General features: G+C 58.3%; 21 protein-coding genes, 1 tRNA gene and 1 pseudogene. 9 read left to right on the plus strand and 14 right to left on the minus strand.

Going from position 1 to position 26,068, the window contains the following annotated elements; genetic code table 11:
- Nucleotides 1-279: 279 nt before the first annotated feature.
- Nucleotides 280-429, minus strand: coding sequence for a hypothetical protein (locus BLLJ_RS11180; protein WP_162094058.1), 150 nt, complete (start codon nucleotides 427-429; stop codon nucleotides 280-282).
- Between the two features lie 19 nt (nucleotides 430-448).
- Between BLLJ_RS11180 and xseA the strand changes: the two genes are divergently transcribed.
- The 3 genes from xseA (at nucleotide 449) to BLLJ_RS07795 (ending at nucleotide 2,819) form a co-directional block, all read left to right on the plus strand.
- A complete protein-coding gene (gene xseA, locus BLLJ_RS07785; RefSeq protein ID WP_007053905.1) occupies nucleotides 449-1,819 on the plus strand; it encodes an exodeoxyribonuclease VII large subunit in 1,371 nt (456 codons plus the stop codon).
- A 49-nt stretch (nucleotides 1,820-1,868) separates the two neighbouring features.
- Nucleotides 1,869-2,171 (plus strand): exodeoxyribonuclease VII small subunit, encoded by a 303-nt coding sequence (locus BLLJ_RS07790; RefSeq protein WP_007052480.1) that lies wholly within the window; start codon nucleotides 1,869-1,871, stop codon nucleotides 2,169-2,171.
- A gap of 123 nt (nucleotides 2,172-2,294) precedes the next feature.
- Nucleotides 2,295-2,819: an NAD(P)H-dependent oxidoreductase gene (locus tag BLLJ_RS07795; protein WP_013582891.1), complete on the plus strand. Its 525-nt coding sequence runs from the start codon at nucleotides 2,295-2,297 to the stop codon at nucleotides 2,817-2,819.
- Nucleotides 2,820-2,954: 135 nt separating this feature from the next.
- On the opposite strand, the gene BLLJ_RS07800 is transcribed toward BLLJ_RS07795, so the two are convergent.
- From BLLJ_RS07800 to BLLJ_RS07820, 5 genes and pseudogenes are all read right to left on the minus strand, one after another.
- Complete coding sequence (locus tag BLLJ_RS07800) at nucleotides 2,955-4,811, minus strand: AMP-dependent synthetase/ligase (protein ID WP_032740880.1); 1,857 nt, start codon at nucleotides 4,809-4,811, stop codon at nucleotides 2,955-2,957.
- A 128-nt stretch (nucleotides 4,812-4,939) separates the two neighbouring features.
- Nucleotides 4,940-5,446 carry a large conductance mechanosensitive channel protein MscL gene (gene mscL, locus BLLJ_RS07805; RefSeq protein ID WP_013582893.1) on the minus strand — a complete coding sequence of 169 codons (507 nt, stop codon included), beginning with the start codon at nucleotides 5,444-5,446 and terminating at the stop codon, nucleotides 4,940-4,942.
- A gap of 167 nt (nucleotides 5,447-5,613) precedes the next feature.
- Nucleotides 5,614-6,042, minus strand: a complete 429-nt coding sequence (locus BLLJ_RS07810; protein ID WP_007052476.1) for a nucleoside 2-deoxyribosyltransferase — start codon at nucleotides 6,040-6,042, stop codon at nucleotides 5,614-5,616.
- Nucleotides 6,043-6,193: 151 nt separating this feature from the next.
- Nucleotides 6,194-6,382 (minus strand): annotated as a pseudogene (locus BLLJ_RS11185) (acetyltransferase); the annotation flags it as partial.
- A gap of 156 nt (nucleotides 6,383-6,538) precedes the next feature.
- Nucleotides 6,539-6,611 (minus strand) — tRNA-Arg (locus BLLJ_RS07820).
- 255 nt (nucleotides 6,612-6,866) lie between these two features.
- Between BLLJ_RS07820 and BLLJ_RS07825 the strand changes: the two genes are divergently transcribed.
- Nucleotides 6,867-7,979, plus strand: a complete 1,113-nt coding sequence (locus BLLJ_RS07825; RefSeq protein ID WP_007052473.1) for an endonuclease/exonuclease/phosphatase family protein — start codon at nucleotides 6,867-6,869, stop codon at nucleotides 7,977-7,979.
- A gap of 15 nt (nucleotides 7,980-7,994) precedes the next feature.
- On the opposite strand, the gene BLLJ_RS07830 is transcribed toward BLLJ_RS07825, so the two are convergent.
- Nucleotides 7,995-8,963, minus strand: a complete 969-nt coding sequence (locus BLLJ_RS07830) for a Ppx/GppA phosphatase family protein (protein WP_007052472.1) — start codon at nucleotides 8,961-8,963, stop codon at nucleotides 7,995-7,997.
- Between the two features lie 177 nt (nucleotides 8,964-9,140).
- Nucleotides 9,141-10,364 (minus strand): aminotransferase class I/II-fold pyridoxal phosphate-dependent enzyme, encoded by a 1,224-nt coding sequence (locus BLLJ_RS07835; protein WP_008783085.1) that lies wholly within the window; start codon nucleotides 10,362-10,364, stop codon nucleotides 9,141-9,143.
- Between the two features lie 93 nt (nucleotides 10,365-10,457).
- Here BLLJ_RS07835 and BLLJ_RS07840 point away from each other — a divergent pair, with 93 nt between their 5' ends.
- Nucleotides 10,458-11,513: a Gfo/Idh/MocA family protein gene (locus BLLJ_RS07840; protein WP_013582895.1), complete on the plus strand. Its 1,056-nt coding sequence runs from the start codon at nucleotides 10,458-10,460 to the stop codon at nucleotides 11,511-11,513.
- Between the two features lie 30 nt (nucleotides 11,514-11,543).
- Here the strand turns inward: BLLJ_RS07840 and BLLJ_RS07845 are convergent, their stop codons facing one another.
- Nucleotides 11,544-11,999 carry a very short patch repair endonuclease gene (locus BLLJ_RS07845; protein ID WP_007055942.1) on the minus strand — a complete coding sequence of 152 codons (456 nt, stop codon included), beginning with the start codon at nucleotides 11,997-11,999 and terminating at the stop codon, nucleotides 11,544-11,546.
- Nucleotides 12,000-12,132: 133 nt separating this feature from the next.
- Between BLLJ_RS07845 and BLLJ_RS07850 the strand changes: the two genes are divergently transcribed.
- Nucleotides 12,133-12,660, plus strand: a complete 528-nt coding sequence (locus tag BLLJ_RS07850) for a GNAT family N-acetyltransferase (protein WP_007053897.1) — start codon at nucleotides 12,133-12,135, stop codon at nucleotides 12,658-12,660.
- Here the strand turns inward: BLLJ_RS07850 and BLLJ_RS07855 are convergent.
- The gene (locus BLLJ_RS07855) at nucleotides 12,633-13,121 is read right to left on the minus strand and encodes a hypothetical protein (RefSeq protein ID WP_007052466.1); all 489 of its coding nucleotides are present in this window, start codon (nucleotides 13,119-13,121) and stop codon (nucleotides 12,633-12,635) included. The genes BLLJ_RS07850 and BLLJ_RS07855 overlap by 28 nt on opposite strands.
- A 187-nt stretch (nucleotides 13,122-13,308) precedes the next feature.
- Nucleotides 13,309-17,493, minus strand: a complete 4,185-nt coding sequence (locus BLLJ_RS07860) for a DEAD/DEAH box helicase (RefSeq protein WP_007058870.1) — start codon at nucleotides 17,491-17,493, stop codon at nucleotides 13,309-13,311.
- Nucleotides 17,494-17,570: 77 nt separating this feature from the next.
- Here BLLJ_RS07860 and BLLJ_RS07865 point away from each other — a divergent pair, with 77 nt between their 5' ends.
- On the plus strand, nucleotides 17,571-18,656 hold the full coding sequence (locus BLLJ_RS07865) for a WYL domain-containing protein (RefSeq protein WP_007052464.1): 1,086 nt from the start codon (nucleotides 17,571-17,573) through the stop codon (nucleotides 18,654-18,656).
- 233 nt (nucleotides 18,657-18,889) lie between these two features.
- On the plus strand, nucleotides 18,890-19,909 hold the full coding sequence (dapD, locus tag BLLJ_RS07870; protein WP_013582896.1) for a 2,3,4,5-tetrahydropyridine-2,6-dicarboxylate N-succinyltransferase: 1,020 nt from the start codon (nucleotides 18,890-18,892) through the stop codon (nucleotides 19,907-19,909).
- Nucleotides 19,910-20,122: 213 nt separating this feature from the next.
- Here the strand turns inward: dapD and BLLJ_RS07875 are convergent, their stop codons facing one another.
- The 3 genes from BLLJ_RS07875 to BLLJ_RS07885 form a co-directional block, all read right to left on the minus strand.
- Nucleotides 20,123-21,415: a citrate synthase gene (locus tag BLLJ_RS07875; protein WP_007053894.1), complete on the minus strand. Its 1,293-nt coding sequence runs from the start codon at nucleotides 21,413-21,415 to the stop codon at nucleotides 20,123-20,125.
- A gap of 273 nt (nucleotides 21,416-21,688) precedes the next feature.
- Complete coding sequence (gene map, locus BLLJ_RS07880; RefSeq protein WP_007052460.1) at nucleotides 21,689-22,471, minus strand: type I methionyl aminopeptidase; 783 nt, start codon at nucleotides 22,469-22,471, stop codon at nucleotides 21,689-21,691.
- Nucleotides 22,472-22,660: 189 nt separating this feature from the next.
- On the minus strand, nucleotides 22,661-23,641 hold the full coding sequence (locus BLLJ_RS07885) for an HdeD family acid-resistance protein (protein WP_013582897.1): 981 nt from the start codon (nucleotides 23,639-23,641) through the stop codon (nucleotides 22,661-22,663).
- 176 nt (nucleotides 23,642-23,817) lie between these two features.
- On the opposite strand from BLLJ_RS07885, the gene BLLJ_RS07890 reads away from it, so the two are divergent.
- Entirely contained in the window at nucleotides 23,818-25,992 is a 2,175-nt protein-coding gene (locus tag BLLJ_RS07890) for a M13 family metallopeptidase (RefSeq protein WP_013582898.1), read from the plus strand.
- The last annotated feature ends 76 nt before the right edge of the window (nucleotides 25,993-26,068 follow it).

The following is a 26,068-nucleotide window of genomic DNA, read 5'->3' on the forward strand; positions in this document are numbered from 1 at the left end:
AGGCGAACACTCTCCTGAGTTCCGCATTTTGGCCGCACTCGACGTGGGCCACACGAAATTACATTGATATCGTTTTCTTGAACCTCTAGAAGAATACGGCATCCCCACCCCTATATCTAGTGCTCAACAGTGGTGTGTCGAACTATTTATAGGGTTTTTCGGCTATTTTTCGCCAAAACTACAAGTGTGTGATTAGCGTAACTGTTTTCTGCTCGCGTGTCGCACAGCGAGCTCACTGACGACTCTCAATCGTCAGTGCAACGCATATCTCACTCCTCTTCATAGCACCCGTTTCTTCGCCATAATGACTCCTTTCTTCTGATGCACCAGACCATCTCCATCATCGGCTGATACATCGCTTCGTACGGTTCTTGCATTCATCATCACACCGTTTTCAGGCGACGGTAAATTTTTACCGTCATCAACCAACGCACTTATAGTGGAGTGCATGACTACTGCAATGGGCTACTCATCTACCGGCCGTCCACCGACCGCCGCTTCACTGGCCTCGTCTGGCTTTGAGCCGGGTCAAGGCACTTTCGCGCCCGATCGGGGCGCCATCAATCTGCCGAATGAGCCTCGCCCTATCGATCAGCTGCCTGCACGCGCCGCTGAAACCACCGCGCAAAATCCGTGGCCGGTAAGCGTGCTGAGCCAGAAGTTCTACGGTGCCGTGGAACGATGGCCGTCCGCGTGGGTCACCGGCCAGATCACGCAGATCAATACCCGTCGCGCCGGCTCGGCCTACATCACGCTGCGCGACGACTTCGAGGATATCGCCATGGAAGTCAATGGCTTCGGCAGGTTCGCGGCCGCAGCCAGCCAGTTCGTTCAGGGCGACCGCGTGGTGATTCACGGCAAACCGAACCTGTGGATGAAGCGCACTTCGCTGTCGTTGCGCGGGGACACGATTCTCAAGGTCGGAGCCGGTGGCAGCCTCAAGGCCATGATCGACGAATTGCGCAAGCAGCTTAAGGGCGAGGGCCTGTTCGATGCCGATCACAAACTGCCTCTCCCGGAGTTTCCGAAGACTATTGGCCTGATTTGCGCACCTCAGGCACGTGCGGAAGGCGATGTGATCACCAATGTGAACCTTCGTTGGCCTTCCGTAACCTTCAAGGTGGTCCATGTGCATGTTCAGGGCGAGCAATGCCCGGCCGAGGTGGTTCAGGCCATTGCACAACTCGATGCCGACCCGAGCGTGGATGTGATCATCGTGGCCCGTGGCGGCGGCTCGTTTGAGGATCTCATCGGTTTCTCGGATGAGCGTGTGGTTCGTGCGGCGTATGCCTGCACTACACCATTAATCTCCTCCATCGGGCATGAGGATGACTGGACATTGCTGGATCTGGTCGCCGATCTGCGCGCCTCCACCCCTACCGATGCGGCCAAGCGCGTGGTGCCGGATGTGCGTGAGCAGTCGCAGCTCATCGAAGGTGCCATCGACCGTATGCGACTGCGGGTCCGTTCGCGCGTGGAGAACGAGATTCGACTTATCGAGGGATATGCGAACCGCCCGAGCCTGACACAGCCGCACACCATGCTTGAGCCTCATCAGCGCTTAATTGACGACTCGTTGCAACGGCTCGATATCGGGCTGCGACGCATCGTGGACGATGCCCAGCTCACCGTCGAGCGAGCTCACGCCTCACTGACCGCACTCAGCCCGCAATCCACGTTGAACCGAGGCTATGCGGTGGTGCAGTCCGCCGATGGCCACGTACTAGACGATGCTTCGCAGGTAAGCCCTGGGGATGGCATCACCGTCACCTTGAAGAAGGGTGTCATTACCGCAACCACCACATCCGCAACCGCGTGACACGCCATACGCAGCCACGCATATATACCGTATATATAAGGAGAACATCATGACCGAAAACGCCACATCCACCGACATGAACACCCCCGCCACGTCCCTGACGGACAAGGAACGCGAGCTCATCGCCCAGATGCCATATGAGGAGGCGCGCGACAAGCTGATTCAGGCTGTCCAGGCACTGGAAACCGGCGGCCTCAATCTTGACCAGTCGATGCGTCAATGGGAGATCGGCGAGGCCTTGGCTAAGCGCGCCCAGGGTCTGCTCAACGACGTCCGTGCCAAGCTCGACCAAGCACAAGCCGAGCAAGCCGCCAACGAAGCCACCGCAGGCACGCAGTCCAACCTCGACTGAGTTGCCTCCCGGCGCGGCATCCCGCGGCTCGCACCTGAGTCCGGACTGGACTGAGTTCTGCTTCCCGGCATACGATAGTGGTGATTAGGCCACATTGGCAGCAGTTTATAGAAGGGAAATCCCATGTCAACGTTGATTCTTGTATTCCATCCGCATCTTAAGGACGGCTCGCGCGTGAACGCCCGCCTGCTCGCCGAACTCACCGCACAGGGCGAGGACGACATCATCGTGCGCGACGAATACGCCGAATACCCGAACTTCTCCGTCAACGCCGACACAGAGCACGAGCTGCTGGAGGCCGCCGACCGCGTAATCCTCCAGTTCCCGTTCTACTGGTACTCCTCCCCCGCGCTGCTCAAGGAATGGGAAGACGAGGTCATCACCGCAGGCTGGGCCTACGGTGGAGGCCACGCACTCAAGGGCAAGGAGCTCAAGCTGGTGGTCACCACTGGTTCCGACGCCGCCAAGTACCGCAAGGATGGCGAGTACAGCCACACCATGGAGGAGCTGCTGAGCCCGTTTGAGGTCGTGGCGTACAAGATCGGCATGAACTATGCTGAGCCGTTCCTGGTGCAGGGCACCGCCACCATCGGCGATGCGGAGCTGGATCAGGCCGCCGCCGATTATGTTTCGGCGATTTTGGACTGAATAAGCTGAGGCCGGGTGCAAGTCGCACCCGGCCTTGTTGTTTCGCGGGCTAGCCGCGGTCTCTCCCAGTCAGCCTGCGGCTGACAGTTCCCTCGTCAGAGAGAGCTTATTTTTTGGATCAGAGGGAGTTGATAGCTACTTCTTCAACGGCACGTAGATCACGTCGTCAATGAGCTCGCGATAGTGCTCAACGATTTGCGCGCGACGGGTCTTCAGGCTCGGGGTCAGCATGCCGTTGGCCTCGGTGAATTCGTCTGGCAGAATCTCGAACTTACGAATCGACTCGGCGCGGGAAACGCCCTCGTTGGCGGCGTTCACCGCACGCTCCACCTCAGCGTGAACGATGGCGTTCTTGGCCAGCGAGGCCAGATCGGGTTCCGGCTTGGCGCCCTGGGATTCCAGCCATTTGTTGGCATCCGCCAGATCCAGCGTGACCAGAGCGGCCACGAACGGCTTCTTATCGCCAATAACCAAGCACTGGTTGACCACGGGCGAGGTCATTACGGAAGCCTCAAGCAGACCCGGCGACACGTTCTTGCCGCCGGCGGTGATGATGAGGTCTTTCTTACGGCCGGTGATGGAGATGAAGCCGTCTTCGGAGATATCGCCCAGATCGCCGGTGTGCAGCCAGCCATCGGTGATCTGCTGGGTGGTGACTTCGGGGTTGTTGTGGTAGCCCTTGCACACCAGCGGTCCTTTGACCACCAGCTCGCCGTCCTCGGCGATGCCGGCGGTGATACCGCACATCGGCATGCCGATGGTGCCGATGCGGTTGTCCTCTGGCAAGCTCACACACACCGGGCCGCAGGTTTCGGTCATGCCATAGCCCTCAAGCACCGGCATGCCGATGCCGTTGAAGAAGTGGGAAAGCTCAGAGTCCATCGGGGCACCGCCGGTAATGGCGAAGTCGGCGTTCGGACCGAAAATCGTGCGAATCTTCTTGTACACCACCTGCTCATAGAAGGCGTGGGCGATACGTCCGGCAATCGGCAGCTGTTCGCCCTTCTGCTCGGCCTTGGACCATTCGCGCGCGTTTTCGGCGGCGCGCATGAACATCTTGCCAGCGAATCCGGTGCCGGCGCGCTGGGAGGCGGCGTTGTAGACCTTCTCGTACACACGCGGCACGGCGAGCAGCAGCGTGGGACCGAAGGTCTCGAAGTCCTTGACCATCGTCTTCATATTGGAGCTCAGGGCCAGCGAAATCGTGCCGCCGAAGCTGAAGAATTCCATGAATCGGGCGAACACGTGGCTCAACGGCAGGAACAGCAGCAGGCGGCGGTTGGGCCATGCGCCGGCGCGCGGCATGTACTGCAATGCGGAGAGTACCAGGAAAGCGAAGTTGCGGTGGGTCAGTTCCACGCCCTTCGGGGTGCCAGTGGAGCCGGACGTGTAGACGATGGTGGCGCGGTCGTCGCCGTGGGAGGCTTCCTTGTATTCCCAGAATTCGGCATCGGTGACGCTTTCGCCATAGGTCTTGATGGCGTTCAGGCCGCCGGCCTCGATTACGAACACGTTGCGCAGGGTGGGTACCTCGCTGCGCACGGATTCGATCTTGTCGCGCTGTCCGTCATCTTCGGCGATGGCGAGCGTGACTTTGGAATCGTTGAAAATCCAGCTGACCTGGCTGGCGGAGTTGGTCTCATACACCGGCACAGTGAGCGCGCCGATGGACATAATCGCCATATCCAGCGCGGTCCATTCCCAGCGGGTGTGCGAGACGATGGCGACTGAATCGCCCTTATTGACGCCAAGTCCGATCAGGCCCTTGGCCAGATCGATGACCATGTCACGGAATACTTGGGCACTGTACGGGTGCCAAGTGCCATCATCGCCCTTGTATTCGATCATGGCACCTTCGGGATCGCGCTTGGCGCGGTTATCGAGCAGATCGAACAGGTTGATGTCGCTGTCAATCGGCTCCTTGACGGGATTGGTGAACTGCTTGACGATACGAGTATCGTTTATGGCCTTATCAGCGATGTTTTCAGTCATACTCCCCATGTAACTCCACGGATGCTACAAAACACGCGCGAAACAGCGGATTGTCCAGACCAAATGGCCCCGGCAATCCGTTATTTCGGGCAAACCAGGTAAATCTGCCGCACCGTACATTCAGCAGATTACTCGGCGGAGTTATTGGCCTTTTTCAGCTCGTCGCGAATCTCCTGCAGCGTGGCGAGAGTCTGCTCTTCAACGCTAGGCCCCTGTTCTTCAGCGTCAGCCTCATCCTGGATAGCAGTAAGATCACGAAGCTTATTAATCGGCAAAATCACGCAGAAATACACCGCCACGCCAACAAGCAGGAAGTTAATCAGCGCGTTAAGAATCGCACCAAATGAAACGGTCGAGTTGTTGAACGTGATGGTCAGTAGTCCGGAAAGATCCGGTACGCCGCCAATCATGCCGATTAATGGACTGATGAGATTGTCGACGATGGAATTGACCACAGCGGTAACGGCAGAGCCCATCACCACACCTACCGCCATATCAATCATTGATCCGCGCGACAGGAATTTCTTAAAGCCATTCAACGGACCTTTATCAGTCAAAGCAACAACTTTGCGAGCGGTTCCTCCCGTGGCCTTGGCAAAGTCGGTGGCAATATTCATGGGATTGTGGTTACTCATAACGGCACTCCTTACGAAATTCAGACACTTCACTTGTATCCGACTGGTTTTCCCACGACTCCATTATGCCGCTTGTTGGAATATCCCTATACCACTGCGGCGTTCCCGTACATGACTATGTACGAGAACGCCGCCAACCCTGCTTGCAGAGAACCTGTTAGAGCTGTTTAGAACTGGATGTAATCGACTTCCGTATGCTCGCCGGTTTCCAAGTATTTCGCCACATCATCAGGACCGACGAACACCAGTTCGACCGCTTGCGCAATCATCAGATTGACACGATCCATTGGCGTAAGGTTTTCGAAATAGCCGTACACCGGGATTCCCAGCGCATGCGCATATCCGATTTCGAACATCGTGCCCGGGTCCTCGTCCATAAGATTGGCGACCACGGCTTTAGCAGCATTAATGCCATGGATATCGTCCGCAAAGCATCCTTCAGGGCCTACTTCTTCGATCTGGCTGACAAACCGCGGCTTGAACAGTACCTTGCCATGGTCTTCCAATATCTTTTCCAAACGTTCCATACTTGCCGTTTGTTCAGGATCGAAGAACGGACCGGCCACATAGAAGTCATACTGTTTGTCTTCACTCATGGTCTCTAGTCATAGCGCAGCCGCGTCGGACGCCAGCCGTTATTTTCACTGTATGGACAAGGGGTCGTATCGTGAACATTACTACGGGATAACCGTCAATGACTACGTACGTTGCCCCCGATCAGCACACTCCGCCACTTTCGCCCCCTCCCGTATCGTCGAGCACGCGAACCAAGCCGACCAAATGGCCGCCATCCCATGCGCTGATCACCGTATCCGAATGCTGCAATGCCTTGAACAACCGTTCCGGCCACTGCGCCGATTCCCAACCTACCGACTTGAACAGCGCCTCAACCTGCTCAACAGTAAACCGCTTCTCTTCCGTGTATTCGATAGCCATGGACCCTCACGACAACCGTGAAGCCCCACATGTCTTTGCATAGTTTCACACGACGGGATGATGGATAGTGGAACCTATACGTTTACACATGCCTAATGCCCATGGCTCATCACCGATGAATAGAGGCTGAGATACCGTCATGTTTCCGAAGCCAAGTGCCCGAGATCGGATTCGAACCGACGACACCCGCTTTAGGAGAGCGGTGCTCTATCCACTGAGCTACTCGGGCAACGACGTTTCATTGTACACGGCCACACGCCCAGTCGCATCATGTTCGCGTGGCAGCTTGCGCAAGCCATCCGGCAACCTGAGCAAGCCACATGGAGGAACCCGACATCAGGTCATGGCCCGGTCTTTCGTGCCAGTTTGGTGCGAACTGCTCTTGCGCACGGCGAAAAGACACTGAAAGACAAGCCGTACACGGTACAGTGGCAAATCGCACGAAAAGCAAAGTAACAGTAAACAAGCCGGAGGAAAGGGCAGCATGGCAAAGGCACGGAGTACTACCACAGGCGCAAGCGTACGAGCTCGCGCCGCTGCCAAGCCACGCTCTGCCAGAGCCACGGCACGCCCAGTATCCAAGTCTGCCGTGAAGCCACACAAACGGCATCGTCTGCTTGGTTTTCTCGCCACGATGTTCGCGCTTCTTGCCCTTGCCGGCGCTGCCGCCCGCGCGCTGCCTGCCGATTTACAGGAACTGCCATTTGCGCCGATTGTGGTATCGGCAACGCCATGGTTCACGTTGCTTGGCTTGATTGCCCTGCTGTTGGCCATCGTGTCGCGGCGTATCCTTGCCGCACTAATCGCCATCGCCGCAATCGCATGCAATGGCTATTGGCAATATCCGTTCTTCTACTCGACCGATCCACTCCCCCAAGCCGCGCAGAACGCCGTGGCCGCAGCCTCCCCCAACACCAGCGATGCCTACGCGCGCGTCATGACCTTCAATGTGTATAAGGGGCAGGCCGACCCGCAAGCCATCGTCGAGCTGGTTCGCGATCAGCGCGTCGAAGTGCTTGCTTTGCAGGAGACCACCGAGGATTTCGTCAAAAAACTCAATGAGGCTGGTATTGAGCATTATCTGCCGTATGCGCAGGTCTCATCGTCTGACGGCGTATTCGGTAACGGCCTCTGGTCGGCCACGCCACTTGCCGATCCGACCGACGATGACGTGAATTCCAGCGCCTCATTCATGCCCGGCGGCACGGTGGATATGGGTGGCCAGCAGATTCGATTCGTATCCGTGCACACCACCGCTCCCGTACCCGGCTACTGGCGGCAGTGGAAGCGATCGCTGGATGAGTTGGGTCTGATGCGCGAGCATACGGATACACGGTATATTTTCATGGGCGATTTCAACGCCACTTACGATCACACGCCATTCCGTGATTTTCTTGGCGACCGGTTCGTGGATGCCGCACGTGAATCCGGACATGGGTTTACGTTCTCATGGCCCACGAACCGTGCGGCTGTGCCAATGTTCGCCGGTATTGACCACGTGGTGCTTGATCAGGGCATGAAGGCCGGACAATGCAAGGTGGTCAAAGTCGAGGGCTCTGATCATGCGGCATTGTTGGCTACCGTGGCGGTTGGGTGATTCCCCTCAATAGGACTAGAAACCGAGGCGGGTGCGGCCGAATTGGTCGAGCCAGCGCAAAATCGCGCCTTCACGCAGCGCCCACGGGCAGATCTCGACTTCCTGAATATTCAGGGCCTTCATGATCTCGTCGGCCACCACGCCGCCGCCCACAATCTGCATCGTGCGTTCAGGCGTGATGCCGGGCAAAGCCACGCGCTGCTCAGGCGCGATCGCCGCCAAACGAGGAATCCAGTCTTCCAACTGCTCACGAGTCATAATCCATGAATCTTCGCGGCCCGGCGCACGCATCACCGCACCGCACAGGCGAGCCAGCGAGCGGAAGGTCTTGGAGGTGCCAACTGCATGATTCGGGTGCTTGGATTGCGGGAAAACCTTGACCATCGGCTCCAGAATCTTGCGCACGTTCTTACGCACGTCTTCCAACTCGTCGGGCGTGGCCATGCCGGAAGGCAGAAATTCAGTGGTGACGCGGCCCGCGCCAGCCGGGGCGGAAAGCGCTACGGTCGGCTCTTCGTCGGAGCCCATCGCCACTTCGAGCGAACCGCCGCCGATGTCCAGCACCAGCAGTCGGCCGGCATCCCAACCATACCAACGGCGGGCGGCCAGGAAGGTCAGGCGAGCCTCATCCGTGCCAGACAGCACAGTGACGCCCTGACCAATCAGTTCCTCGATCTTGTGAATCACTTTGTTGCCGTTCGGCGCCTCGCGCAGGGCGGAGGTGGCCATAACCAGCAGCTGGGTGATTTCGTATTCCTCGGCCAGCCGCATGCACTGGGACACGGCTTCCAGAATCGCCTCGATGCCGGACTTCTTGATTGAGCCGTCGTCCTTTAAATACTTCATCAGGCGCACTGTGGATTTGGTGCTGGCCTCGGGGTCAGGGCGAGCGCCGGGGGCGGCGTCGACGATAAGCATGTGGATAGTGTTCGAACCGATATCAAGCACACCAAGTCGCGTGGTATGCGAACGCAGATTGACCATGATTCCTATTCCTGACCTTACCTAACCCGTGATGGCCGAACAACGGGCCGACCATCGCAATCAGCCAGCCGTGCGCCACCATGGCGAGTCGTTCGGCCGGCAACCAACACCGTGAGGCCAGCCGAACATCACACAAACTCGACTACTGTACAACAATCACACCGGCTGCCGCGCCGTTCACAGCGATTCGACGAACGTTCCGAGACGTTCCAGCCCCTCGGTCAGGGCCTCACGTGAGGCGGCATAGCTCAGGCGCACATGCGTATCCGCCGTGGCCGCGCCGAAGTCGCGGCCAGGAGTCAGAGCCACATGGGCTTCATCCAGCGCGCGTTCGCAGAACGTCCAGGCATCCAGACCAGTGCGGGAGATGTCGAAGTAGGCGTAGAACGCGCCATTCGGCTCCACCTCAACCGGCAAACCGATGCGCTTGAGCCCGTCAATCACAATGCGGCGACGGGCCAGCAATTCCTGACGACGAGCTTCGCATTCCGCCAAGCTTTCCGGCGTGAAGCAGGCGAGCGCCGCATGTTGCGTGGGCGTGTGGGCGCACAGGTAGTAGTTGGTGGCCAGATCGTCAACCGCTTCCAGCACAGTGGGCTCGTCCGGCAGAATCGCCCAGCCGAGGCGCCAGCCGGTCATGCCGAAGAACTTGGAGAAGCTGTTGCATACGATGGCATCGGGGTCGCAGGCCAGTACGGACTTGACTTCGGTACCGTCCGGCTCCCGGTCAGCCAAATCAAGGTAGGTTTCGTCCACGATGCGCCATGCGCCGCGGCTGGCGGCCAACTTGCACACCTCGTCCAATACGTTGAAGTCGATGGTGGTGCCGGTGGGGTTGGACGGCGACGTGATCATTACGGCCTTGGTCTTGCTCGTCCAGTACTGGCTGCACAGGTCGGCGGTCAGGTGGAAGCGGGTGGCGGCCGAGGTCGGCACATCGATGACCCGGCCTTCAAACGACCGCACAAGTTCGCGGTTGCATGGGTAGGAGGGGTCGGCCACAATCACATCGTCACCGGGGTCCACGGTCAGCGCGGTGGCCAACAGCAGAGCGGCCGAACCGCCGGCGGTCACGCAGATACGCTTGGGGTCGATGTCAAGGTCATGACGCTCGCGGTAGAAGTCGGCGATGGCCTGACGCAGTTCAGGTAGGCCCATGGCGGCGGTGTACGGCAGGGCCCGGCCGTCGTACTGTTCGCGCATGGCGTCGCGTACGGCGGGCGGCGCGCCGAAATCGGGCTCGCCAAGGCTTAATTTGATGACGCTGGTACCTTGGGCGATCATCTTGTCTGCTTGTTCGCCGAATACCATGGCACGGAAGGGATTGGCCTCACGCGCTCGGCGGGACATGACTGGAGACGCGGCCGGAGATTGGGGCTGCTGCGCTGCTTCGTTTTCCATATTTCGGTTCTATCCGCCTCACGGGACAAGGTTTCTTCTTCTATAATCACTGTAGGTCGATTGAGTGCACCAACCCGTATTCAAGGAGAAATAATGAGTCGATTCAATGGCAAACGCGCCGAGTTCGAGGCCAGCGGCGAAAAGATCAACGTCGCGATTCTGGGTGCGGGCCGCATAGCTCACACCATGGCCGACACCCTGACCCAGATGGCTGAAGATTCACTGTATTCCTCATGGATTCACCCGTATGCGGTAGCGGCCCGTGATATTACGCGCGCGCAGGCTTTTGCCGACCAATGGCATTTTGACAAGGCTTATGGATCGTATGAGGAGTTGGTGGCGGACCCGGATGTGGATCTGGTGTATATCGCCACCCCGCACAGTCTGCACGCCGAACAGGCGATCCTGTGTATGAAAGCCGGCAAGAACGTGCTGGTGGAGAAGTCGTTCACCGCGAACGCCGGGCAAGCACGTGAGGCGCTGGCCGTGGCCGAGGAAACCGGCATGCTGTGCACGGAGGCCATCTGGACGCGCTACATGCCCAGCCGCAAGCTCATCAACGAAGTTATCGAGTCCGGCGAGATCGGCGAGGTGAAAGCGGCGAACGCCAACCTGTGCTATCCGGTGTCCGGCAAGGCACGTATGACCGATCCGGCCTGTGCCGGTGGCGCGCTGCTCGATGTGGGCGTGTATCCGCTGAACTTCCTGGATATGGCGGTCGGCGCCGACCATGGCCGTACACTTGATCATTTCGATACGTCGATGGTGCCCGCCGAAACCGGTGTGGATGCGCAGAATTCCACCACGTTGTATTACAGCGACGGCACGATGGCCGTGTCCACCAGTTCGATGCTGGTTTCCTCCGACCGCGGCGGCTATGTGTGGGGCACCGAGGGTTATCTGGTGGTCACCAATATCAACAATCCCGAGTCCATCGACATCTATGACAACGCCCACAAGCCCGTGCGCAGCATTGCGGTGCCGCCGCAGTTGACCGGTTATGAGTATGAGGTGGCCGACGCGGCCAACGCGCTGCTGGACGGCAAGATCGAATGCGAGGCGATGCCGCACGCCGACACCATCCGCATCATGGAGCTGATGGATGCGATTCGTGACCGTTGGGGCCTGAAGTTCCCGTTTGAATCCTGATTTCAGCTCCCCTCCAGAGGGGAGCTGAAATTATTCCGCTGAATCTGCATCTCCTTCAACAATCTGCTCATACAGCCGTACGAGGCGTTCGTCGCGCACGGCTTTCGTTAATTCGCACTCCCATACGGTAATTACACGCCAGCCAGCGGCCTCCAGTTCGGCTCGCTGCGCGATGTCTCGATTGTGATTGCGCAGTAGTTTCGCCTGCCAGAATTCCACGTTCGATTTCGGCATCGAATGTTTGGAACATCCTTCATGCATGTGCCAGAAACAGCCGTTGACAAACACGATGGCGTGGTATTTCGGCAGTACTACATCCGGGTGTCCGGGGTAACGCTTGTCGTTCTTGCGGAATCGCAACCCCTTGCGAAACAGGTAGCTGCGTACCAGTACCTCAATTTTGGTGTCTTTGCCACGAATATGCGACATCGTGTACGAACGGGTACCCCGCTCATACTTCTCCACTGGCTGTTTCTTGCGATTCACGCACTCCAGACTACCGTGACGTTGCGGCGAGAATGAGAGCCTGAACGAACGATCACCCATCTTGCCCGTCCGTGTCTCTTATCGCGGGCAACAATCATCTGCCGGTCGAGACTGCCCGATTAGACTGAGTTCAATGGATGACATGACGATTCGTAGGGCCACGGCGGCCGATATTCCCCAGATCGACGAACTGCTGCGGCAGGTGCTCGAAGTGCATCATGCCGGCCGACCGGATCTGTTCAAAGGCGGTGTCAAGAAATACACGGACGAGGAATTGAAGGCGATTCTGGCCAACGATCAGACCCCTGTGTTCGTGGCGGTTGCGCCATCTGCCAATGACGGCAATGACGCCGAACATAACGCCGACTCCCCCGCCACCGACCAAGTGCTTGGCTACGCATTCTGCGTGTTCCAGCAGCACCTCAACAGCAATATCCTGACCGATATCAAAACCCTGTACATCGATGATCTATGCGTTGACGAGTGGTCCCGCGGCCACCATGTAGGCTCCACCTTGTATCGCTACGTGCTCGACTTCGCCCGTCAATCCGGCTGCCACAACGTAACGCTCAACGTCTGGGCCTGCAACCCCAAAGCCCAAGCCTTCTACGAACGCATGGGACTCACTCCATATTACATCGGCATGGAGCAGGTGCTGTAGCGCCGCCGTTTCAGCAGCACGATGATGGCGATGATCGCAGCGAGGCTGCATAGGGCCACGCCATATACAAAGCCCGGAGTTCCGAAATTCATGAGGCAGATTGTGATGTTACCGGTAGTGGTTACCGAAAACACGACGATAAGCGCGACGATACGAATCATATCCAGCAGTCCAGCTGCTTGAGCCAACAGACGCTCCGGTACCACCAATTTGGCCGCCGTGCACAGCAAAGTCGCCTGAACGGCGAGCAGAATCGCCCATTCCCAGAACATGGACGGTTCTTTAAGCAACGTGGTCTCCGGAAACATAGACACCACCTCATTGATAAACCACGGCGCCACAACAATCTCCACATATGCGAGCCCAATACAACACACGACAAGCACCACGGCAATGGCATAGCGCCAAGCGACGTCTGTTTTGCGAGATTTACGAGAAATGAATGCGATACCAGCGTTCATGGCTATGCTCCTTAATCCAATATCAATATCAATGGATGAACCTGCACTGCACCGTATGCCACCATCATAATATATCGAATATCGATATAAAAATATCGAAAAACACTTTCACCATTCACCTACACATCCGCAAACCCATGAATACACATGTTCTTAATCGGGATGGGGAGTGCACAAAGAAGCTCTGTCACCCCAGCAGATTGAGGAGATCGTCCTTGGTGAGGGTGGCGATGGAGGCGGGGGCTTCGGTGAGGGCGCTGGCGCCGGTGCCGGCTTCGTCGGCAAGCAAGGAAGCGTCGGTGAACTGGCGGGCGAGCTCGCTCTTAGTATGCTGAAGCTCCAAGATACGTTCTTCGATGGTGTCCTTGGCCACCACCTGATACACGTTGACGTCTTCGGTCTGGCCGATACGATGTGCTCGGTCGGTGGCCTGATCCTGTGCGGCGGCGTTCCACCATGGGTCGGCGTGGATGACCACGCTGGCACCGGTCAGGTTCAGTCCGGTGTTGCCGGCCTTCAGGGAAATCAGGAAGGCAGGCGTATCGTCCGCATTGAACTGGTCGACGAGTTCGAGACGCTTCTTCTTGGGCGTGGAGCCGGTGATGGTGTAGTAGCGCAGGCCTTGCGCGTCGAAACGTTCGGCGATCAGATCAAGGAAGCTGGTGAACTGGGAGAAGATCAGCGCCTTCTTGCCTTCGTTCACACAGGTTTCCACCAGTTCGGTGATGGCGGCAAGCTTGGCCGATTGATCCTTGGCATCGGCGTACAGCAGCCTCGGATCGCAGCAGATCTGGCGCAACTTGGTCAACTCGGCGAGGATGCGAATCTTCGACGTGTTGAAATCGGCTTCTTCGCTGTGTTCGAGCTGCATTCTGAGCCGCTGCTCGTGAGCCGCATACAGTTTGCGCTGTTCGCCGGCAAGCCGCACGGTCAGCGTGGTCTCTAGCTTGTCCGGCAAATCGGTCAACACCTGGGACTTCAGCCTGCGCTTGATGAACACGCCCACCAACGACTGCAATTGGCGAGATACCCGAGCGGCCTCAGGATTGACTTGTGCGGCGGCCCGACCTTCAGCCGTGCTGCCATCCGCGGCCCGGGCATTGGAGATGGGCAACTCATAACGCTCATGGAATCGCTTATATGAGCCGAGCAGCCCCGGCATCAGGAAGTCGAAAATGCTCCATAGTTCGGAGAGTCGGTTTTCGATCGGCGTGCCAGTCAAGGCGAAACGATGGTCGGCGGCCACGGCCTTGACCGCTTTGGCTATTTTCGTGGTGTGATTCTTGATGTACTGGGCTTCATCCAATGCCATGACATTGAAACGTTGCTCATTGGCGGTGTAATCATCGACATCTCGGCGCAGCAGGTCGTATGAGGTGATGAGCACGGTGGGTTCATCCGCCCGGAACGCACGGCCGATGGCGGTACGGCGCTCGGCTTTGGTACCGGCCACCACCACGGCATTGAAGCTCGGGGCGAACTTGGTGAATTCGGCACCCCAGTTGTACACCAAGGACGCCGGGCACACGATCAGCGATGGGCCAAGGCTGCCGTCGCCCATCTCGCCGGTATTCCGCTGATATCGAGACAGGAGCAACGCGATAAGCTGCACGGATTTACCCAAGCCCATCTCATCGGCCAGAATGCCGCCAAAACCCTTGTCGCACAACGTGTTCAGCCATTGAAAGCCTTCGACCTGATAAGGGCGCAGAATATGCTTGAGACTATCCGGCACTTCATACGACTTAGGGTCGATGATCTTGAGATCGTCGATGTATTCGGTGAACGAAGCGTCCTTGACTACATCGGAGCCGTCATCCGGCAGCTCACCATCCAGTAGGAATGCTCGACCGCCCGGCAACTCGATCAGTCCGGAGTTGAGCTGCTGCTCGCTCAGATCGAGGTCGCTGGCCAATCGGTCCAACGTGCTGAGATTCGCGCCGCTGAGTTTGACAAGCGTGCCGTCCTTCAACTGATGGAATCGTTGACGCCGACGGTACGAAGATAGCAAGGCACCCACTTCGTCCGGCGGCACTTCATCAGCGAGGGGTGATATCTCCACCAAGTTGCCTTTGATGGACAATCCGACTTTGACGCTTGGTGGCTTGGGCGCGATCAGCCGGTCAAAAGCCGGTGTGGTGAAGACCTCCCCCACTTCCTTTAGTGCCGGCAATCCCTCGTCAAAGAGACGAACGATCTGCGTGGTGTCATCGCGATCGATAGTGGCCGCATCAGACACGAATTTTTTGGTGGCCTTTCGCGCGGCCGGCGTTCGGAACCCATTCACCGTCTGATGAGTGGCGGCCGCAACGCGCTTGCGCTGGTCAGGCATGGTAAAGAATTCACGCACTACATCAATCGCAAGATGCTCAGCGTCGAAATCACGCCCAATCACGCCCCGAGACAAGGGGATGGAACGCTCGCCCTCAGCATGCACCGTCGGGCCATCGGGTAGCAACGGGACAATGGCATCGCCGTAGCGTGCCTTGACCTCGCATTGCACACCATGCTCATCACGATCCAGATAAAACTGGAGGCTGCATTCCGTAGGACTTAATTCAGCCAGCTCGCGAGGAATCTCACTGGCCTCCAACAGTCCGGCACCAACCAGCTGAGGCAATAGCGTGCGTGCGAATAGGGCGATGTCATCGCCGGCAATGACCTGTCCCTCGCCATCGGGTTCAAACAGGTCTCCCAATAGTCCTCGCAACGGAATCAATCGTTTCGGGCAACGGACGAATCGGCATCCTGCTGCGCTTTTACGCTGAGAGCCCGCCACCATGGCGGATACCGCACCGGCCGGATTAGTGGAGGCGAGCAACAGCCATACATTCTTGCCGCCGTCAATCACGGTTTCCACCGCTGGCACTCCGGTAAGCAGGTATCCGGCATCCGGACCATACGTATTGAAATCACGCCGCGCAATGCGCATGAGAAAATCTGGCTCGCCACCATCAACTGGCACCGATGCAGGCTGCCCGGAGAACCATGTGTTCAGCACGAGCTGTACGCCTCTGCCCTCACGTACGGACAGCAACCGGGCCACTTCCGGTGCTGAAAGCGTCAGATGACGGTCGATGGCGATATGCCCGTAATACCTGTCCTGCTGCTCGGCCGCACGACGCACGGCCATCGCATCATCAAGGACGTCCAGCAGGGGGCGCGAATCATCATCGAGCATATCCGGCGTATGAATAAAGGCAAGCTTCTGCCCATAATCCGCATAGTCGCCGTTCGCCATGGCAAGCACAAATTGCGGAATCGATTTCAGCACATAGCTGGACCCATTGGAAGCCGAGCCGATCTTGAACTCCACGCTCCACACGCCGTCGATGAAACTCAATATCGGGACAAGCTGCACCTGCCCCAAGCCCACAGTCTCGCTGTCACCCTGATACCCGCCGCCTCGGGTGCCGGCACGAGAGCCGTATCCGCTTTTTGTACGCCGAGCATTTGCACCGTTTTTCCCTTGCGTGGCATCAAACCGACGCATAACCGCATTGCGACGACGAATTTTGGCTTGAGCGTCTTGCCTATCGGCGTGCTCCATATAGTCAATCAGCGTCCGAGACGGTCGTGCGGCCCCGGCACGGTAGCCTTCAAAACGCTGCGGATCATCGCAGAATATGAAGGCGAGCGCAATCATGTGCTTGCACATGCCATAGCCACGGCCGTAAGCCGGGCATGAGCACTTGCCGCCGACGGCTTCTCCCGTATCGAGGTCGAATTGCACGCTGGTACGATACCTACTCGATGGGCTGGTGGTGCCACGTAGAATACCGTCAAGCTCGGCATACCCGGTTCGATGATTTTCGCTGTATACCGGATTGATAACCATGGTGGCCGCTTTGCGCGCAATGCTACGGGCACGAGCGAGCACGGCATTCGACGATGACGATTCCACATCGTTGCGTAACGCAAGGATAGGGACGGCATGGGCTTCGGCACGCTTCGCAGACCCGGCGAAATGGCCTTCGTCCTCATCGTCGAACCATACGGAACGTCCTTGCCTGAAACGATAGGGCATCACCGCATCGGCGGCGGACAAACTGTCCGTTCCACCAAACGTTACGTCTCTGCTGCCGGCCGCGCCTGAGCTACCAAGTATTCCACCCGTCTCACCAGAAATGCCGCCTACTCCGCCGCTTTTACCGGCATAGATGCCCCTGCCCCCATTAGTGTCATCAGTGTCATCTATGTCATACCGACCGTCGTCGTAATCGGCATCTTCGTCGTCTCCTCTTTTCCAAGGATTGCGACGACGCAACGCATGGCCCCAGGAAACGCCGGAATCATCATCCTCATAAGGCAGGAGGCCATCGTCATCCGCATTATCGGGAACATGGCCAAACACACCATACCCTTTGCTCATGGGCGAGCCTCCTTTCCAGCGAATGTATTTCAACCCAACGTTTCCATCCTAGACGAAGCGCGCGGTAGCCTTAATGTATGGATGCAGACAAGCCGGCGCAACGCAAATCCTATGCAGGGAACACCACCCTCGAAATCTTCGAGGTGCTGTGGCGTCACAGTTACTTTGGGCATGGCCTGACCGTGCGGCAAATACTCGATGAGCTTGCCCGTAAACACCAGCTGGAAGATCCAAGCGAGCTGCCGACCGAGAAGACCATACGAAACCAGCTCAAAAAGCTGACCTCCACGGAATTTCTCGGCAGACATATCGGGCATCTCACCGAAAGCGACCTTGCCGGCATCGAATGCAAGAATCCACAACCCGGCTGGTATCTTGATGCATTCCTGTCCACTGCCGAAATGCGACTGCTACTAGACAGTCTTACCCTATCTCGCATCAGCCTCGACACCATGGACGACCTCATCGGTAAAATCCGCGAGCTCGCAGGCGCCGCCGGGCAGGCAGTAGGCTACCTGGACCATGTGGCCACCTACACGCATATCAACGGTGAGTTCCTATCCACTATCGACCAGCTGAATCAAGCCATCGAAGAAGGCCACGGCGTAACCTTCCAATACCGTGATTACGGACCGGATGGCACCTTGATACCGCATAAAAGCCGTACGGGTGCAGGCCGAATTACCTACACCGCCGACCCTTACCAAATGGTGTACAAGAACGGACGCTATTACCTCATCTGCCACCTGCATGGCGAAGACAACCTCCGCATTTTCGTGGTCAACCGAATCGCCAACGTCAGCGCCAAAGGCAGGAACGGCACAGTGCCACTGGAAAAACCAGCACCAGCTGATTTTGACGCAGTGAACTTCATGCGCCACCGTCCATACCCCGTAGCCGATGCCCCGATTCGCATCCGCATGGCCGTACGAGACGAATCCATGCTCAACAACGTGTTCGAATGGTTCGACGACCCTCAAATCAAACATTCACCGGACGGCACACAGTTCGAAGTCATCGTCGATGCTCCCGAACGCGCTGTGTTCTGGTGGGCATTGCAGTATTCCTGGGATGGCCGCGTAGTGATTCTTGAGCCCGATTCGCTCAAGCGCAAACTCTATGATGCCGGGCGTCGCATGGCCACAGCCTATGCTCCCGAATGATGCAACATCACATCGCACACCTCCTTGTCGAGTTGTTCACCAGCGAATTTCACCGGAGAACCTATCATCCCATCGCCAATCACACTCGGTAATTTTTTACCGGGAAATACGATTTCAAGCCATTTCGCGGGCATCGTCCCTCACCTAGGCGCACATAAGGCTAAGGTGGGAATCATTAATCGCATCGCGCGTCCACAAGCGTGCACTAGCGCGTACAACAATAAGGAGCAACTATGAGCGAAGAGCGTACCGCATGGGGCTGGGGTCTGGCCAGCGTAGACGCCGCCGGCACCACCCTGGACGTCTGGTACCCCGAACTGAATCTCGGTGAGGCACCGGCCGAGTCCGATCGCCCGAACCACAATTTCGGTACTTTGGCTCACGATGAGGCCGACGCCCGTGGCATTCGCCGCGTGCCGGTATTCGTCGTCAGCCAGTTGGACGAGCCGATCAGTAATGCCGCAGACGCTTACCTGAAGCTCCATTTGATGAGCATGCGCATGGCCAAGCCGAACACGCTGAACCTCGACGGCATCTTCGCCCAGCTCGCCAATGTGGTGTGGACCAACTACGGCCCCTTCGCCGTTGAAGACTTCACGCTGCGCAAGGCCGACGTCGAACGCGCCTCCACCGAAGCCGCTCTCGCTTTCGCCTCCCAGGCCGGACTGCCTGCCGCAGCTCCTGCCGCCACTGTCAACGTGTTCGGTGTGGATAAGTTCCCGCGCATGATCGATTACGTAGTGCCCACCGGCGTGCGCCTCGGCGACGCCGACCGCGTGCGCCTCGGCGCTTACTTGTCTTCCGGCACCACCGTGATGCACGCCGGATTCGTGAACTTCAATGCCGGCACGCTCGGCGTTTCCATGGTCGAAGGCCGTGTTTCGCAAGGCGTGGTCGTGGGTGACGGTTCCGACATCGGCGGCGGTGCCTCCATCATGGGCACCTTGTCCGGTGGCGGCAAGCTGCGCAATTCCATCGGCGAGCACTCGCTGCTCGGCGCCAACGCCGGTATCGGCATCTCTCTGGGCGATAACTGCACCGTCGAAGCCGGTCTGTACATCACCGCCGGCACTAAGATCACCATCTGGGACAAGGCCAAGGCCGCCGCTGGCGAACCGCTGGAAGTGGTCAAGGGTGCTGAGCTCTCCGGCAAAGACAACATTCTGTTTATCCGCAACTCGGTGAACGGCCGCATCGAAGCCCGCTACCGCAAGGTGGGAATTAAGCTCAACGCCAAGCTGCACAAGAACTGAAATTGAAATAATGGAGCGTTATCTTCGTTGCCCCTCGGTCGACGTACCTTCGTACGCCTTCCCTCGGTGCGCCTCGATACCGCACACATTATTTCAATTTCAGAACTAGCCCTGCTAGTTCTTATGCAGCCGTCGCAGCATAGCTGGTTTGCGCTGTACATATAGAAAGCGCCTCACTGGAATCTCCAGCGAAGCGCTTTCTCAAACCAACAATCACCGCTCGTCCATCGGCACGAAATCGCGCTCGACCGGACCGGTGTAGACCTGGCGTGGGCGGCCGATCTTGGTATTCGGGTCGGCCAACATCTCACGGTACTGCGCAATCCAACCGGGAATGCGGCCCAGCGCGAACAGCGTGGTGAACATGGCCGGATCGAAGCCGATCGCCCGATAAATCAAGCCCGTGTAGAAGTCGACGTTCGGATACAGGTTGCGCGATACGAAATATTCGTCATTCAGCGCAATATCTTCAAGCTCGGTGGCCACGGCGAACAGCGCGCGCTCGTCAGACGGCAGCTTCTGCGTATCTTCGCGCTCCATGATCTTTTCCAGATACTTCCTGGCAATCGCCGCGCGCGGATCATACGACTTGTATACACGGTGGCCAAGGCCGGAAATCTTCTGGCCATTCTCCTTGGCATCACGCACGAACTCGGCCACAGACTTGCCGGAATCACGAATCGCCTTCAATTGGCGCAGTACGGCCTCATTCGCACCACCATGCAACGGACCAGACAGCGCATTGACGCCAGCGGCCACCGCCGAATACAGGTTGGCGTGGGCGGAACCGGCGATACGCACCACCGAGGTCGAGCAGTTCTGCTCATGGTCGGCATGAATAATCAACAAACGACCCAAAGCATGCACATACAGCGGGTCGGATTCAAACGGCTCGTACGGCACAGCGAAGCACATGCGCAGGAAGTCGTCCACATAGCCGCGCGCGTAATCGGGGTACAGCATCGGCTCATCGCGACGACGGCGGAAGATGTACGACACAATCGTACGGGCCTTGGCCATGATGATCTTGGCGGCCTCATCAAGCTGGTCGTTGTCAGAAATATCGGTGGTGTCCGGGTAGAACGTGGCCAGCGCATTGATGGCGGAGGCAAGCACGCTCATCGGGTGAGCGGAGCGCGGGAACGAACCCATGAAGGTACGGAAGTCTTCGCCAACCATCGTCTTGTGATTGATGTCCGCACAGAACTGCTCATACTCAGCCCTGCTCGGCAGCTCGCCGTGGCGCAGCAGCCACGCCACCTCCAGAAAATCGGAGTTCTCGCACAGTTGCTCGATGGGGTAACCGCAGTAGCGCAAAATCGAATGCTTGCCGTCGATGTAGGTGATTTTCGATTCGCACTGCGCGGTGGTGAGGAATCCGGGATCAAGCGTTACCCAGCCATCGTTGCGCAGTTTGGAAACGACGATGCCATCCGGCCCTGCACTAGCCTTAACCACGGGCAGGTTGAACTTGTTCGAATCGACATCAAGTTGTGCCGTTGCCATTCGCGCACCTTCCTCTTCATGAACCACTTACCCCAAACATTAACGTTCACGCGTTCGCGAACACTAGTGTTCGGTACTCTATGTCTTCTGTGTTACCGCTGGCGAATGCCGGTCGATACACGAAAGCCGAAGTGCGCTCATGCTATCAAAGCAAACGCACTTCGGCTTGTTACGTCTCGAATTCGCGGGAAAACCGCGAACAGACGGACGGCTAATGAGACGCTGATCGCCCATCACAGGCCAATCAGGCACCTACCATACGCCAAACGCCGATCAGAGGTTGGTGCGATCGGTGAAGACGATCGGGCCGTTCTCGGTGATGGCGATGGTGTGCTCGGAGTGGGCGCCGCGCGAGCCGTCGGAGGCACGCAGGGTCCAGCCGTCCTTCGGATCCTGGAAGATCTCGTCGGTGGTCTTGAGGAACCACGGTTCGATGGCGATGACCAGGCCTTCGCGCAGCTTGTAGCCGTGGTGGGCGCGGCCGTCGTTCGGCACGTGCGGGTCGCCGTGCATGATGTGGCCCACGCCGTGACCGCCGAACTCGAGGTTGATCGGGTAGCCGTATTCGCGCGCGACGTCGCCGATGGTGTTGGAGATGTCGCCGAGACGGTTGCCGGGCTTGGCCACGTCGATGGCGGCGGCGAGCGCTTCCTCAGTGCACTTGATGATGCGCAGGTCTTCGGGGTCCGGGTCTTTGCCGACCACGAAGCTGACGGCGGAATCGGCCACCCAGCCGTCCACAGAGATGGCGAGATCGAGGGAGACGAGGTCGCCGTCCTTCAGGCTGTAGTCGTACGGCACGCCGTGCAGCACGGCGTCGTTGACGGAGGTGCAGATGTAGTGGGCGAACGGGCCGGTGCCGAAGTCAGGAGCGTAGTCAACATAGCAGGATTCGGCGCCCTTGCGGTCCACGATCTTCTTGTGGACGAACTCGTCGATTTCGAGCAGGTTGGTACCAACTTTGGTGGTCTCCTGCAGTTCCTTCAGAATGCCGCCGACAAAACGACCAGCCGGCTTCATTTCCTCGATTTCACGAGGGGTTTTCAGTTCGATCATGAGATTCTTTCTACCTTGTTGAGACTTGTTCTCAACTCTAGACCAGCCCGAGGTCAACCGCCAGAAGCCTACCTGAAATCCACTCGCAGCCCATTAATAGCCAAGGCCGAGAAAAAGCGCCCGGCAGCACATAGCCTGCACGGGCGCTTTGGATTGATTGTCTGGGGACTGGTTGCATGAAGCGTGAGATTACTTGCGACGCTTGCCGAAAGTGAACGCGCGAATCACTGAAGTAATCCCCATCACCACCATGGCGCATCCGCCGAAGATAATCATGAATACGGCGGAGCTCAGCGGGCTCATCAGCACCACGAAGCCGGCGATAATCGAGATGATGGCATAGGCGATGGCCCAGCCGGAATGCGGGATACGCCACGATTCAACCAGCGACAGCACGCCTTCCATAATCCATCCGAAACCGACCATCAAAGTAATGAGTAATGCCAGCGTCTGACCGGTCATGCCGTAGTTGCGCACAACCACCACGCCGCCAAAGGTCAGCAGAATGCCGACGAACACGTCCAGCACACGCCAGCCGCCCGGCAGACCCGGCTCCACGAGAGCGCTGACGATGCGCACCACGCCGGAAATCACGAAATACACGCCGAGCAACAATGCGGCCAAAGCCAGCGTCTTGTTCGGCACCAGCAACAGCGCAGCGCCCAAGGCGATGGCGGCCACGCCCACCACGCCGTAAATGATGCGAATCTTGGTCTTGGCTTTTTCCGGCAGCCATTCCTCGATCAGGCGGAATGGACTGAAATTGCCGACATACCAGTTGGTCTGCTGCCAGCCGGGTTGACTTTGATCGCCCCATGGACCATTCGGCTGCCCGTCCGCTTGGCTATTCGATTGGCCGTCCGCCTGATACCGCCGACCGTCCGGCCCCCATGCCGGCTGGCCGTTCGGGTCATAGTTCGGATTGTAGGCGTACGGGCCGTAGTACGGGTTCTGGTTCGGTTCGCCTTGTGGCTGGCCGTTCTGCGCATGCTGATTCTGAGTGTCTTGCGCTCCCGGCGCACCTTGCGGAGGATATTGGCCGCCATGATTGCTGTCATACGCACCATACTGCGGTTGGCCCGGTTGACCCGCCGGATTCGGCTGGTTCGGCTGGCTCTGGTTGGGCTGGCCCGTCTGGCCATTCCACTGGTCCTCGTTCGGATTGCTCATCGTAACTCCTTAGCTCAAGGTCCATGTTCAGATTCCACATACTATGATAGACAAGTTGTCTAATTTGAACCATCACCACAATTAGGCAATCTGTCTAGTTCACTGACAGCGCAATGCCCATAACGCAATATCTGCACCATCAACGCTTCTCCCCCGCCGCGATTAGGCTTAGGGCCATGACCAACGAAACCGAAACGCTGACGTCGGGCATCGACCCGGCATCGTTCTCCTCCGTCATCAAGCCGACCAACGACCTGTTCCGCTACGTGAATGGCCCATGGATCGACACCTACCGATTGCCCGACGATCGTTCGCGCTACGGCTCCTTCGACAAGCTTGCCGAAGACGCCGAAAACCAAGTACGCGACATCCTCGACGCCGACGACTGCCCGGCTGTCAAGTCTGAGGCCCTGTACCGCTCATTCCTCAACACCGACGCCATAGAGGCCGCCGGGCTTGACCCAATCCGCGACGAGCTTGACCTCATCGATTCCGCCATCGACAAGGCCGCACTCACGCGCGTGCTCGGCACGATCAACCCAGCCGGCGGCCCCGATCTGTTCGGCTTGGCCGTTTACGGCGACCCGGGCGACCCGGACCGCAACATCGCCCACCTTGAGCAGGCCGGCCTTTGTCTGCCGGATGAAGCCTACTATCGCGAGGATCACTACGCTCCCGTGCGCGAAGCATACGTGGCGATGGTCGCCACCCAGCTGGTGAACGCCGGATACGCGCCCGCCGCCGAGTCCAACGGTGGCGATGAGCTGCCGTCCAACACCGGCGATGACGAGAGCAACGCTCCCGCCACGGTTCCCAGCGAAGCCGCGCTCGGCATGGCCCGCCACTTCCTTGCCGTGGAAACCAAGATCGCCGCCAACCATTGGGACAATGTGGCCACGCGCGACTCGGTGAAGACCTACAACCCCACCGATTACGCCGATCTGGCCGCCACGCTGAAAAACTTCGATCTCGGTTCTTGGATCGACGCTTGGCAGACCGCTTATGACGCCACCGAAGCCGCCAAGGCTCAGCCGATTGATTTCAAGTCTGTGTTCGCGCGCGTCATTGTGCACGAGCCGAGCTTCCTCACTGGTCTTGATGCGTTCTGGGCCGAGGCCGATCTGGCCGACCTTAAGCTGTGGGCCCGTGTTCACATGATTCTGGGCTTCGCCTCCTCCCTGTCTCGCGACTTCGACACCACCAACTTTGACTTCTACGGCAAGGTGCTCTCCGGTGCCAAGAAGCAGCGCGATCGTTGGAAGCGCGCGGTGAGCCTGGTCAACGGCATTTGTGGTGAAGATGTGGGCCGCGAATACGTGCGCCTGCACTTCCCCGAAAGCTCGAAGCGCCGCATGGAAGAGCTGGTCGCCAATCTGATTGACGCCTACCGCGTGTCCATCACCAATTCCGATTGGCTGGGCGAGGACACCAAGGCCAAGGCTCTGGAGAAGATCTCCAAGTTCACGCCGAAGATCGGCTACACCAACCACTGGCGCGATTATTCGGCGCTGAGTGTTTCCGCGGATGCGCTGCCCGCCGAGAACGCCAAGGCCGCGAACCTGTACGAGACCGGCTATCAGCTGGCCAAGGTCGGCAAGTCGGTCGACAAGGACGAATGGCTGATGAATCCGCAGACGGTGAACGCCTACTACGAGCCGAGCATGAACGTCATCGTGTTCCCGGCCGCGATTCTGCAGCCCCCGTTCTTCGACCCGAAGGCCGAGGATGCGGCGAATTATGGCGGTATCGGCGCAGTGATCGGACACGAGATCGGCCATGGCTTCGACGATCAGGGTTCGCAGTATGACGGCGACGGCAAGCTCAACAACTGGTGGACCGACGAGGATCGCAAGAACTTCGAGGCCCGCACCGGCGCATTGATCGCCCAGTACAACAGCTTTGTGCCGCTGCAGCTGGCAGAGAAGTACGCTGACGAGTCTGATAAGGCGCCGCACGTGAACGGCGCGCTGACCATCGGCGAGAACATCGGCGATTTGGGCGGCGTGAACATCGCGCTCAAGGCGTATGCATTCGCGCTCGGCAAGGCGGCAGGTAAGCCCGACGCCGAAGAAGACGGCTCCCCCGCCGCCATCAAGGCACTGCTCGATACCGCCCCCGAAATGGACGGATTCACCGGCCTGCAGCGCTTCTTCCTGAGCTACGCCTCCATCTGGCGCACCAAGAACCGCGACGAGCTGGCCGAACAGTACCTGCAGATCGACCCGCATTCTCCAGCCGAATTCCGCACCAACGGCATCGCCAGCAACGTGGACCTCTTCTACGATGCCTTTGGCGTGACCGAAGGCGACGCCATGTGGCTCGCGCCCAAGGACCGTGTGAGCATTTGGTAATCCCCGTTATGTAAGAGAAAACCGCTGTGCTTGCCTCGATTACAGGCGAACACAGCGGTTTTTCATGATGTATGGT

Source organism: Bifidobacterium longum subsp. longum JCM 1217 (genome assembly GCF_000196555.1).
Lineage (GTDB): Bacteria > Actinomycetota > Actinomycetes > Actinomycetales > Bifidobacteriaceae > Bifidobacterium > Bifidobacterium longum.